The organism is Sphingobacterium hotanense, from assembly GCF_008274825.1.
Lineage (GTDB): Bacteria > Bacteroidota > Bacteroidia > Sphingobacteriales > Sphingobacteriaceae > Sphingobacterium > Sphingobacterium hotanense.
In genome coordinates, this window is sequence record NZ_CP030848.1 from 1,698,828 (window position 1) to 1,712,330 (window position 13,503).

At 43.8% G+C, this 13,503-nt stretch carries 6 protein-coding genes; all 6 read left to right on the plus strand.

Going from position 1 to position 13,503, the window contains the following annotated elements:
- The first annotated feature begins 3 nt into the window (after positions 1–3).
- The 6 genes from DSM08_RS07005 to DSM08_RS07030 all read left to right on the plus strand — a co-directional run bounded on the left by DSM08_RS07005 (position 4) and on the right by DSM08_RS07030 (position 13,494).
- The gene (locus tag DSM08_RS07005; RefSeq protein ID WP_149525490.1) at positions 4–1,512 is read left to right on the plus strand and encodes a RagB/SusD family nutrient uptake outer membrane protein; all 1,509 of its coding nucleotides are present in this window, start codon (positions 4–6) and stop codon (positions 1,510–1,512) included.
- Positions 1,513–1,875: 363 nt separating this feature from the next.
- Positions 1,876–3,279, plus strand: coding sequence for a glycoside hydrolase family 28 protein (locus DSM08_RS07010; protein ID WP_149525491.1), 1,404 nt, complete (start codon positions 1,876–1,878; stop codon positions 3,277–3,279).
- Positions 3,280–3,281: 2 nt separating this feature from the next.
- Positions 3,282–6,863, plus strand: a complete 3,582-nt coding sequence (locus tag DSM08_RS07015; protein WP_149525492.1) for a DUF4450 domain-containing protein — start codon at positions 3,282–3,284, stop codon at positions 6,861–6,863.
- A gap of 54 nt (positions 6,864–6,917) precedes the next feature.
- The gene (locus tag DSM08_RS07020) at positions 6,918–9,065 is read left to right on the plus strand and encodes a hypothetical protein (RefSeq protein ID WP_149525493.1); all 2,148 of its coding nucleotides are present in this window, start codon (positions 6,918–6,920) and stop codon (positions 9,063–9,065) included.
- Positions 9,066–9,068: 3 nt separating this feature from the next.
- On the plus strand, positions 9,069–10,205 hold the full coding sequence (locus DSM08_RS07025; RefSeq protein ID WP_149525494.1) for a glycoside hydrolase family 88/105 protein: 1,137 nt from the start codon (positions 9,069–9,071) through the stop codon (positions 10,203–10,205).
- 46 nt (positions 10,206–10,251) lie between these two features.
- On the plus strand, positions 10,252–13,494 hold the full coding sequence (locus tag DSM08_RS07030; RefSeq protein WP_246172512.1) for a SusC/RagA family TonB-linked outer membrane protein: 3,243 nt from the start codon (positions 10,252–10,254) through the stop codon (positions 13,492–13,494).
- The last annotated feature ends 9 nt before the right edge of the window (positions 13,495–13,503 follow it).

The window sequence follows — 13,503 nt, forward strand, 5'->3', positions numbered from 1 at the left end:
GCGATGAAGAAATTATTTTATATACTATTAGGCGTCAGCCTTTTGAGTTCTTGCGATATGGAATTGGATCAACAACCAATCTCCGCCGCAACATCAGAGACTTTTTTCCAAACAGCCCACGACTTTAACCAAGGTCTAAATGCTGTTTATGCGGTAACCCGAGGTTATCCAGATAGGCTGTTGAACCTCTCGGAAACTCGTTCGGATAATCTTTACGCCGTGTCTGACGGTGGAGTTCGTGACTGGGAAGGAATCAATAGTTTTCACCGAACTATTGCTTCCAATCCCTACGTAGTGGATGCATGGCAAAGCAATTACACCGGTATTTTCAGAGCCAACAATTACCTTGAGCAGCTCCAAAATAAGGGTGAGGCGGTAATTACTGATCAAGCGGTACGCAACAGGATGGAAGGGGAAGTGCGATTCCTACGTGCCTTCTTTTACTTTGATTTATTACGCTACTTCGGAAAACTACCTATCATCGATAAAGTTGTTTCAAACAATGAAGCGATGGAGATACCTAGAAGCGCACCTGCAGATGTCTATAGCCTTATTATTAGTGACCTAGAGCGAGCAATCGAGACCCTTCCTGCACCTAGCGGATATGCCACGGCAGATAAGGGCAGAGCCAATAAATTCTCTGCAAAAATGCTTTTGGGATTGGTTTATATGACGCGTTCGGGGCCTGCGTTGGATGTAGAAGGCGCAGGGTTGGGAAGCAATGAGTGGAGCAAAGCATTAGCGCAATTCAATGATATCATCCAAAGCAATGAGTTTGCTTTCCTGAATAGCTACTCGTCGATTTTTAACTATGATAATGAAAGAAACAAAGAGGTTATATTTAATATCGAATATTCGAGTGGAAGTACACCGATCGTGGGAAGTACTTTCCCATGGGTTTTGGTTCCCGACACCTGGTTTCAATCTCTTGGTTTCGGAACGCAGGGTGGTTTAATGATCCGCCCGGTTGCAGAAGACTTATTGGCGAAATATGTCGACGAAGATGTTAGAAAGAGCTTTAGTATCCAAAATGGATATACTTACGGTAATGTGGTGGAGCCTCGTTCGTTTATCAAAAAGTTTGTAGACATCACGAAAGTTCCTAAAACCAGTCGGACAGACTGGCCAATTAACTTTATTGTTTATCGTTATACCGACCTGCTATTATTGAAGGCTGAGTGTATATTGAATGGTGCGGCAGGAAATCAAGCGACCGAAGTAGATGCGGTAGTTAATCAGGTGCGCGCTAGAGCAGGGCTTACAACAACCTTATCAGGCGTAACGAAGGCACAGTTACTAGAAGAGCGTCGAAGAGAACTGGTAGGCGAAGGTACGCGCTGGTTTGATTTGATTCGTTCCGGACAAGTGGAAACTATCATGAAAGCCTGGATCGCCAAAGAGGACGTTCAGAATCAAATGGAAGACTTTAAGAAAGAATATATTCTTTATCCAGTGCCACAGTCAGAGCTTGACACAAAGCCTGGACTGTATCAACAGAACCCAGGATATTAATCCAATTGCATCCAATTACTTTTTTTATAAATACTAGCTTAATTTGTAAGGCTGTCCGATTTAATCGGACAGCCTTTCTTCTTAATTCCAGCTTTTCATCATCGTTGGGAACTTCTTTTTCTCAATGTTCATCCTTGAAATTTCAATGTTATTTAATTCTCGACCGATAGACGCCACAAGATGTGGTTATTTTTCTGTCGAATTGATTTGTGTAAAGTATTGGTATTAAAGTTTTTAAATTAAAAATGCAGGATAGGGCAAGACACACCCAGTAGGTTCAATTTTATATCTTGTATGTCGAGAATGTGCCAAGCAGGCTATTCTGACCTATGTTTTGTAAACCTTAAGCGCAAACCTATTCTGATGAAGAAGTATTTATTAATCGGTGTATTATTGCTCTCATGCATAAGCATGTCTTTCTCACAAGATAAAGCATGGACCTCCTCGAAACAACCCTTGAGAGAGGTGGAAATATTAAAGAAGAAAATTAAGAAACCGGTATTCGCAAACCGAGATTTCCTTATTACTGATTTTGGAGCGATTGCCGATGGGCAAACTAAAAATACGGCTGCATTAAAGAAAGCTATCGAAGCCTGCAGTGAGGCCGGTGGAGGCCGTGTTGTAGTACCGGAAGGTACATTCCTCACTGGAGCCATTTATTTGGAGAGCAACGTCAATTTACATTTATTGAAAGGCTCGACCCTGCTGTTTAGCCGAGACAGCTCCGATTATCCTATGGTATTTACCCGTTGGGAAGGCATGGAGTGCATGAATTATTCTCCATTTATCTACGCATATGAAGAAACGAACATTGCTGTAACAGGCGAAGGCTTGTTGGACGGCAATGCGAATAACGATCATTGGTGGTATTGGTGTGGCGCTAGAAAATATGGATGGCATGAAGGTCGTCCGGGTGAACAAAAGCCTGCTCGTGCTGTCTTACACCAGCAAATGGCGCAGGAAGTAGATCCAAGGAAGCGGATATTTGGAGATGGACATTTTCTGCGACCTAATTTCATTCAACCGTATCGCTGTAGTAATGTATGGATCGAAGGCGTCAAAATGATTAATTCGCCTATGTGGAATCTCAATCCAGTGCTTTGCGATAATGTGCTGATCGAAAATGTAAAAGTGGTTAGCCATGGACCTAATAACGATGGCTGCGACCCGGAAGCCTGTAGCAATGTATGGATTATCGGTTGCTTCTTCGATACGGGCGATGACTGCATCGCTATCAAATCCGGTCGCGATGAAGATGGTAGAAATATCGGACGGCCTGCGGAGAATCATATCATCGAGAACTGTACAATGCACGAAGGGCATGGTGGTGTTGTGATTGGCAGTGAAATCGCAGGAGGTGCAAGAAACATCTATTCATTAAACAATGTTATGGATAGCCCCAATCTAGACCGTGCGCTCCGAATAAAGACAAGCTCGAGTCGAGGAGGTACTATTGAAAACGTGTTTTTCTACAACACCAAAGTAGGACAGTATCGCGAAGCTGCAGTTCGTTTCAATATGTTCTATGAAAAACCAGGCGATCATATTCCAACAATTCGCAATATCTGGGTTGAAAATCTCGAAGTCACTAAGGGAGGAAAGTATGCAGTATTATCCAGAGCATATCCCGAATCGCCAGTAACCAACTTCACCATGATCAACTGTACAATCAATGGGGTGGAAAAACCTTATCAGGTAGATCATTTGAAAAATGTAAAACTTAAGAATGTAAAAGTCAATGGAAAACCGTTGACAGAATTGAAATAGCTATGCAGAAGTGGAAGTTTTGGTTAGGGATTGGGCTGATGAGTTTTTCATCAGTTGCGTTCGCACAACAAAAAGAAACCAACGAACAAATACGTTCATTGCATTATACAGCAGATGCCGGAGATTTTTTGCTCAAAAAGGGGAAGAATAGATTCAATAGAGCACTCTATGGCGACAATCGGGCTTCGCGCGTCGAGGCTGGCGATTTACCTGAATTCGCACTATATCTACCCGGAATGGGCGGTAATCTGCAGTTTGTATTACAGCGTGGCAAAGAACGAAAGAAACTGAACGATGCGGATCATATCGAAACGCGCTATCGTGCCGGCGCGATGGTCTATACAATTAAAGACAAGTTAATTGGCAGTGGCGAACTAACGCTATATCTACTTGCGCAAGCTGAAGAAGAAGGGTTAGTACTTAAAATAAGTGGTAGAAACGTAGCAAAAGACGCAGGTCTTTATGCAATTTACGGAGGTGCAAGTGGAACACGATTTAGCCGAAATGGCGATATTGGCGCAGATCCTGAATCAGGATTCTATTTATTGCCGGAATACGCTAGTAAGAATAAGATCCATATTCAAGGCAATGCATTCGACTTGCAATACTTGGGTCGCAAAGAAGAAGAGCAGCATACTCAGGGTAGTTTTTCGGACGGAGCTATCGTTAAACTAAGCAATGCTACAGCTTTAGATAATTTAGCGCAATTGCCCAACGCTGATCCAAATGGAAGCCCAATCTTGTATGGTTATTTTGCTAATCTTAATACATCACATTGGCTGGAGATTTCTAAAGGGAAATTAGCGAAAGAGAAGTCAACTGCCGAATTGACCAATGTATTTGATAAAGCAGAAGCAAAGCGACAAACGTTGCTGAGTAGAGTGCAGTTGCAAACGCCAGATCCGTATTTAAATAACCTTGCAGGAGCTTTAGTGACAGCGGCAGACGGAATTTGGGAGTTCCCGACCTATCTACATGGGGCCGTGGCATGGAGAATGCCGCTGAATGCTTGGCGTGGCGCTTATATCGCTGATGTTTTGGGATGGCACGACCGAGCTAGAGCGCATTTTGATGCCTATTCAAACTCTCAAGTAACTGAGCCAGCACAAGGTCCGGTCGTAATGGATACGGCATTGCACCTCGCACGACATTTAGAAGAGATCGGAACAGCGATGTTCTCAAGCGGCTATATCTCCAGAAATCCCAACAACAATAAAATTGCACATCATTACGATATGAACCTGGTCTTCATCGATCAATTACTGACTCATTTTGACCATACTGGGGATAAAGCTTACATAGCGAAGATGTGGCCAACACTGGAGCGTCATCTCGCCTGGGAGAAGCGTAATTTCGACCGTGACAGAGATGCTTTGTATGATGCCTACTGTGCAATATGGGCGAGTGATGGGCTGCAGTATTCGGGGGGCGGAGTAACACATACCACCGCTTATAACTTGCGTTCCAACCGTATGGCGGCCAAGTTAGCATCCATCATTGGGAAAAACCCAGAACCCTATCAAAAAGAAGCAGAGGCTATTGAGAAGGCGCTGTATAGCAGATTGTGGCTTAAGGATAAAGGTCATTTCGCAGAATTTCAGGATGCTTTGGGGAATAAATTGCTTCATGATAGCCCCGGCCTTTGGACAATCTATCACGCTGCTGATGCACGATTTATGAATACCTTCGAGCATTATCAACAAACGCAGTATGTGCACAACCATATCCCCAGAATTCCCATACAGGTCGACGGATTTGATGATCATAACTTACATACCTTGTCGATCACCAACTGGCAACCCTATACATGGTCGATAAATAACATCGCTCTAGCTGAAAACCTCCATGCGGCGCTGGCATTCTGGCAAGCCGGACGTCAAGAGGATGCTTATGAGTTATGGCGAAGCAATTTACTGGAAAGCATGTACTTTGGGAAGAGCCCGGGAAACTTTCACCAGCTATCACATTATGACGCTTTCCGGGGTGAGCTCTATCGGGACTTCGCCGATCCTATCGCTATGGCCGCAAGAACACTAGTGGAAGGGCTCTTCGGCGTGCAACCTCACTTGCTCGATGCGGAAATTAGTATCCGCCCGGGTTTTCCAATAGAATGGAAAGAGGCCAGTTTAGCACTCCCACAATGGACATATCAATATAGCAAAAGCAGCAATGAATTAAAGCTGCACTTCAAACATAACTATGATATCGAAACGAAACTGAAACTAGAGATACCTTCGTCTTTTCTACACGTGCAGTCGGTAAAAGTCAATGGCCAACAGGTGGATTGGAAATACAAAGATGATGCTGTTAATCAGCCAATCCTTCTAATCAGTACGCCAAAAGGCAAGGACTTTCAAGTTTCAATTACAGGAAATGGTCTGTGGGAATTGCCACAAGAAACTAATTTTCAGATTGCCTTAAAGGACACATGGACGATTCCTTTGCAAGCCCAGCAAGAAATTGCGGAGATAAAAGATCCTCAACAACTCATAAAGAATCAACAGGGCAAGCTCATTACATTCAATCCGAAGGTTAGAAAAGGTACTTTTTTCGTACGAACAAACGCCGATCAAACGAACGTGTGGCGTGCAGTGAATGTAGATTTGATCCAACCGATTCAACAGGAATGGAGTAAGCAAGGTGATGATTATGTCTTGAAGTTGAAAAATCGGAGTACTAGCTCGCAAGAGCTTAAGGTGACATTGGGAACTTGGAATGAACAACTAGACCTGGGAGCCAATCAAAGCAAAGATTTGAAACTCCCTTTAGAAGAGCTGACAAGGGGCACCAATGAGATTGAATTGTCGCTGGGTGACTATAGCTGGAAGACGCATCTAACGGATTGGGATTTACCAGCCCAAGGAAATGTCATTGTTTGGGATATGGGAAGACATTATAATGCAAGAGCGCAGGAGATATTTCAACAAAAATACCTGAGCCCAAGGCCTGAAGGTCCTACCTTGCAGCTGCCCTGGCAGGGTATTGGCAATTGGTGCTATCCTTTGACCACAGCAAACATCGACGACACCGGTTTGATGGCAGCGAGAACCGAAAGCAAACTAGCCGTTCTCGATATCCCATTCTTAATTGCTAACGATCAAAAGAATATTCTGTTCACCAGTCAGTGGGATAACTATCCAACTCAAGCATCTTTTCCAGTAAGCATTAAAGCTAAAAAGGCCTATGTATTGCTAGCAGGGTCAACTAACCCTATGCAATCGCAGATGGACAATGCGGTATTATCGGTTCAATATACCGACGGAACTTCCGATAGCCTAGTCCTTAAAAACCCTACAAATTATTGGCCAATCGAACAAGATTATCTCGACGATGACAAGGCTTTTGATTTGCCCGATGATGAGATTCCATATCGCATCAAATTAAAAGATGCGAAAGTGTTTAAGGCCGGGACTTTGGCAGAATACGGATCTATTAAGGGTTTCAGTACACGCGCAATAGAAGGAGGCGCAGCCACTTTATTAGATCTACCGTTAAACCCCGATAAAGAGGTGAGTTCCGTCCAGCTAAGAGCTCATACGAACGACGTAGTCGTTGGACTAATGGCAATCAGCTTCCTGCAATAAATATCGGATTAGATTATAAACTAAAATATCGAGACTCGAATAAAAGAATAAATCATGATAAAAAAGCTTAAGATCCAATGGATAGGGATGGCGCTTTGTTTCTTTGTTCAGCCGTTAACAGCGCAGACAAAGATCGACAGAAAGGCAGTAGTAGAACGCCATCAGGTACAAAATACAAGTATGGATACGCTTGCCTCGCTAACTGTAGGAAACGGGCAGTTCGCCTATACAGTCGATGCCACCGGAATGCAATCTTTTCCAAAATATTACCAAAAAGGTGTTTCACTAGGCACGCAAAGTGAATGGGGATGGAATAGCTTCCCAAATACCGGGCAATATAAGTTTGAAGAAACGTTGAAAGCCTACGACTTCAACAATGATGGTAGAAATGCGCTTTACAGTATTCAAAACAAAGAGGGTCGTGCAAAAGAAGCGACGGAGTATTATCGTGTTAATCCTCATCGCATTCAGTTGGGAAATGTGGGATTGCAGATCACGCTGAAAAACGGCAGAACTGCTGCTGTGGAGGATATCAAACAGATCAAGCAAGTTCTCAATCCTTGGACGGGAATCATTGAAAGCCATTTTACAGTAGAAGGGACACCGGTAAAAGTGCTAACGGCAGGAGATCCCGTATTAGATAAAGTTGCGGTACATGTTAATTCGGAATTGGTTAGTCAAGGGAAAATTAAAGTATTCGTCCGCTATCCATTTCCTACGAGCACCTTCTTAGATGAAGGAGCTTATTATGAACATCCCGAGAAACATCAGTCGAACATTATTGCTCAGCATGCTAAGTCGGCGGTATTATCGCATAAGTTGTCAAGCATAGAATATTTTACGCTATTGAACTATACGAATGGAAAAATTACCTCTGCAGGTCAGCATGAATTTGTTTATCAACCTGCTGGAACATCGGATAACTTCGACTTCATCTTCACCTTCAGCAAGAATAAAACAACAGAAAACCAGGGGGATACTTATCAGCAGCTGGCAGGTCGCAGTAGAGAAGCTTGGAGATCTTTTTGGCAAAGTGGTGCAGCGGTTGATTTCGAAGGTAGCACAGACCCTAGAGCAAAAGAATTAGAACGCCGCGTGGTGCTGTCGCAGTATCTAACGAAAGTGCAATGCACGGGTGATAACCCACCACAGGAAACCGGATTAACGTTTAACAGCTGGTACGGCAAACCGCATACAGAAATGCATTGGTGGCATTCTGTGCACTTCGGCTTATGGGGCAGACCAGAGTACTTGGAGAAATCCTTAGGTTATTATTTCAATACGCTGGAAAAAGCGAGAGCACTCGCGAAAAGACAAGGCTATAAGGGCGTGCGTTGGATCAAGATGACGGATCATGAGGGAAATGAAAGCCCATCGTCGGTAGCCGCTTTCTTAATCTGGCAACAACCACACTTGATTTATCTTGCCGAAATGGCCTATCGCCATAACCAGGACCCGGAAGTCATTAAGAAATACAGCAACCTGGTCTTTGAGACCGCGACGTTCATGGCCGACTTTGCAGAATACGACAAAGCAAATGATCGCTATAATCTCGGTCTTGGCGTCATCCCTTCGCAGGAAGTGTTCCGTGCCGCGGAAACTCGGAATCCGAATTATGAATTAGCATACTGGGACTGGGCACTACGCATTGCTCAGGAATGGAAGAAACGCTCAGGCCTGCCAATTGATAAGGATTGGCAAGACGTGATTGACAAGCTTGCCAAATTGCCACAACAAGACAACATTTATCTCGCTACAGAAACAGCAACAGACTCCTATACCAATCCAAAATGGAGGACAGACCATCCTACGGTGTTGGCAGCATTGGGTATGGTGCCTGAATCTCCAAAACTGGATAAGCAAGTTCTAAAAAATACGCTGGACACTGTTTGGAAAACCTGGTTTTGGGATGAAACATGGGGCTGGGATTTCCCAATGGTCGCTATGTCAGCCGCTAGGCTCAAGTTGCCAAATAAAGCTCTCGATGCGCTATTTATGAATATACAGACCAATACATATTTAAAAAATGGTCACAACTATCAAGATGGGCGACTTCGTATTTACCTCCCAGGAAATGGAGGGGTATTGGCGGCCGTAGCCATGATGGTTGCCGGTTGGGACGGAGAGGAACAGGAATTTCCGGGCTTCCCGAAAGACGGAGCTTGGAAAATTAAGGCCGAAGGATTTAAGAAAATGCCATAAAAAATGAAGAAGAACTTGATTATTAGCGCTTGTATGATAGGCTTATTGAGCCTGAGCGCCAGTGCACAAACCTTTACAACAAAGAAAAAAGTATTAGCGCAAATGCGTACCGCGAATAGCTATTTCATGAAGAAATGGCCAGACCCGCATAAGCGAATTGTCACCAATAAAGAGCGTGCAGCAAATATCTGGACGCGTGGTGTTTATTACGAAGGATTAATGGCGTTGTATAGCATGGATCCTCAAAAAGCATATTACGATTATGCGGTGACTTGGGGCGAAAAACATGATTGGAAACCTGTGAGAGGCGAAGTATATACAAGACATGCTGATAACCAGAATTGCGGCATGACCTATATCGATCTTTATCGCCTAGATCCAAAGCCTGAGCGGATTGCCGCGATTAAGGAAAATATTGACTCCATAATACGTAGTGATAAATATACTGATTGGACCTGGATAGATGCTATTCAAATGGCGATGCCGATTTTCGTCAAACTTGGGGTGACCTATAAAGACAGCAAATATTTCGACGCCATGTACAAAATGTATCATCACATTAAGTACGTAGAGGGAGGTAGGGGTTTATATAATCCAGAAGATAAAATCTGGTGGCGTGATAAGGACTTTCTGCCCCCTTATAAAGAACCGAATGGGGAGGACTGCTATTGGTCTCGAGGAAACGGATGGGTGTTGGCGGCATTGGCTTTAGTTCTGAAAGAGCTACCAAAATCAGACCCGCATTATGCCGAATACAAGCAAGATTTTATTGATTTGGCAACTGCAGTTGCTCCGTTGCAGCGAAAAGATGGCTTTTGGAATGTGAGTCTCCATGATCCAAATCATTATGGGGGCAAAGAGGCTAGTGGTACAGCACTCTTTGTTTATGGAATGACTTGGGGAGTAAATGAGGGAATATTAGATAAAAGCACATTCCTTCCTACCATTGAAAAAGGTTGGATGGCTATTAGCAAGGAGTCTATTCAGCCCAATGGTTTCTTGAGCTATGTACAATCGACCGGTAAAGAACCAAAAGATGGACAACCCGTCTTGAAACATAAAATGCCAGATTTCGAAGATTACGGTTTAGGCTGCGTCCTATTAGCTGGAACCGAAATACATCGACTTCTAGAGAAATAAAACCTATTGAAAAGAAAAGAATAACTAACCAAAAATTACAAACAATATGAAATATAAGTCGACCAATCAAAGACTGTCCAAGTTCCTGGGCTTGTCTTTGATGTTCCTCATGTTGCTGTTCTCGACTGCGTATGCGCAGCAGAGTACCTTGCAGGGACATATCTTGGATGATCAGAACAACCCCATACAGGGGGCGAGCGTTCAGGTGAAAGGAAAGCAAGCTAGTGCGCAAACTGATGCTACAGGTAAATTTGAAATAGCGGCCCAAACCGGAGATGTTCTACAGATTTCTTATGTAGGATTTGAATCTAGGGAATATACCGTTGCCTCAACCGCAAACATTCGGATTCAACTTACCTCTGATGAACAGAACCTCGACGAGGTCGTGGTCATTGGTTATGGAACGAGTCGTAAAAAAGACTTAACAGGTGCCGTGGGTTCGATTAAAGGTACGGAAATACAGCAAATACCTGTGACAACGGCAGCCCAGGCGATTACCGGAAAGATTGCTGGGGTGAACGTGGTCACACAAAGTGGTGCACCTGGTGCAGGGGTGAATATCCTTGTTCGTGGTGGTACATCGATTACAGGTTCTACCTCGCCGCTTTATGTCGTCGACGGCTTTGTTATGGATGACGCTCTAACAAAAATCGATATACAAGATATCGAGAATATCGATATCCTCAAGGATGCGTCGGCAACAGCAATCTATGGTGCCCGCGGTGCAAATGGAGTGGTCTTAATCAGCACAAAGTCTGGTGCTGCCGGCCGTACTTCGCTGGATTATAACGGTTATGCAAGTTTTGAAGGTCTGAGCAAAAAGCTGGATCTGCTATCTGTGGAAGACTATGTCAAATATCAATATGAATTTCAGACCTTGGGGGGGAATCAACGCGCCTACGCACAGATGTATGGTGGCGACCCTGCAGCCCCGGATTTTGCATCGACAGCATATCAACGCATTCACAGTGACTATGCAAACCGTGCTGGCATCGACTGGCAGGATGAGGTCTTTGGCGGTCAAGCCGTATTGCAGAACCACAACCTCAATTTGTCTGGCGGAAATGAGAAAACCAAGTTTATGGTTTCTTACAATCATACTGGGCAGGACGGTATTCTTGCAAAATCTGGCTTCAAACGGAATAGCGTAAGAGCGAAGGTAGACCATCAATTGAATAAAGCTATTCAATTGAATTTCAGCTCTATGTTACAAGATGCACAGACCGAAGGCGGTGGTTCTTTAGGAGGGATGTTGAAGATGTCAATCTTACAACCAGCAACCGGTGGTGTCCGTTTTACCGATGAAGAACTTCTTTACTCTGACATCGCAGAGGAATTGCAGGCTATAAACTCGCAATATGACGTTTATAACCCTATTATTATGAATGATGCATTGAATCGCTTGAGAGCGGCGCGCTTAGCGAATGTAAATGCTGGTGTGAGCATTAAATTCTTGCAAGACTTCACTTTCCGTAGCTCAGGAACTTATCAATGGGAACAAACAAGAAATGATTTCTGGGATGACGGACGAACAATGAATGCTCGTAATAATCGCGGACCGTATGGCTCCATCCGCAATGCGGAAGGTTATGAATGGCAGTGGACAAATACGGTGTCCTGGTTAAAAGATTTAGGCAAGCATCATTTGAACCTATTGGCAGGTCATGAAGTTCGTTATGAGGAAAGCCAAGGATTGGGTCATAGCTATTACGAATTCCCGGAAAGCAACTTTGGATTAAAAGATGTCAGTTTAGCGGGACGCACCGAGCGTGGCGAGTCTGACGCAAGTCGCTATGGTCTAGTGTCCGGCTTCTTCCGCGCAATCTATAATTTCGATGATCGATTCCTAGTCACTGGTACAGTGCGCTCAGATGGAGTTTCAACTTTCAATACAGGGAACAAATGGGGAGCATTTCCCTCGGCATCTGCCGCATGGAACATACACAACGAAAGTTTTATGAAAGATCAAACATTCATCAATCAGTTAAAACTGAGAGTAGGATACGGTACGACAGGTAATGATCGCATTGGCAGTACGCGCTATGCAACTCTCTACGGATCTACGGTCGTTGCAATGGATAATTCCGTGTTGGTAGGTGTTAAACCATCTGGCACCTTGGGAAATCCCAGTTTACGATGGGAGAAGACCCAAACAACAAACCTAGCTTTAGATGCAATTTTCTTCAACAACCGTTTGATGTTCACGGCTGATGTCTATCAGAACGAATCAAAAAACCTGTTACTGGAAGCCAATATTCCAACTTCGACAGGCTACAGTAAGCAATTTCAAAACGTCGCAGCATTGCAGAACCGAGGTGTCGAATTGAGTTTATCCAGCGTCAATATCAAGAAAGATGACTTTCAATGGAGAAGCAGCCTCAACATGACGTTCAACCGTTCCAAAGTAACCAGTTTATTCGGAAGCGCCGGAACGGATCGTATGATTACTTCTTATGAATCTAGAGTTAGTTTCTTGACGGAGGTTGGAGGACCTGTTAGCACATTCTACGGATATCGTTATGACGGCGTATATACCACCGACGATTTCGATCAACAAGCCGATGGTTCGTATAAACTGAAAGACGGTGTTGCCTCATTAAAAGGAAAGAACCGAGCGAGCATCAAACCGGGAGATGTTAAGTATCTACCTACTGCTGGTCAAACCGATGCTAACGGCAATCCAGTTTGGTCAGCAGATGATCGTACAGAAATCGGAAGGGCAGAGCCTAAATTCTTTGGCGGATTAAATAATGAGTTCGCTTATAAAAGTTTCGATTTAAGTATTTTCTTGAATTTTGCCTATGGGCACCAAGTGTTCAATATGAATACCCAACGTTTTATGGGGCCATATTTGCCGAACCAAAATTCTATGGGTATCATGAACAATCGATTCACACTGATCGACCCAAATACAGGATTGGAAACGAAAGATTTAAATCGCCTAGCAGAATTGAATCCAAATCAGGCCGACGAAAGACAGATTTGGAGCTTAAACTCGCCGAACAATATTGCGATTTCCGATCCTATAGATTATTATCTGGAAGACGCGTCCTTTTTGCGTATAAATAACATTACGCTAGGATACACGCTGCCAAAAACTTTAACTCAACAAGCCAAGATTCAACGCCTTCGTGTGTATCTAACGCTGAATAACATCCATACGTTCACCAATTATTCGGGATATGACCCCGAAGTTGCTGCTAGCGGATCCTTGCTGACCCGTGGCGTCGATAACTCGGCTTATCCGAGAACAAAGAGTGTGGTTGCGGGATTGAATCTATCATTCTAATGAATATCA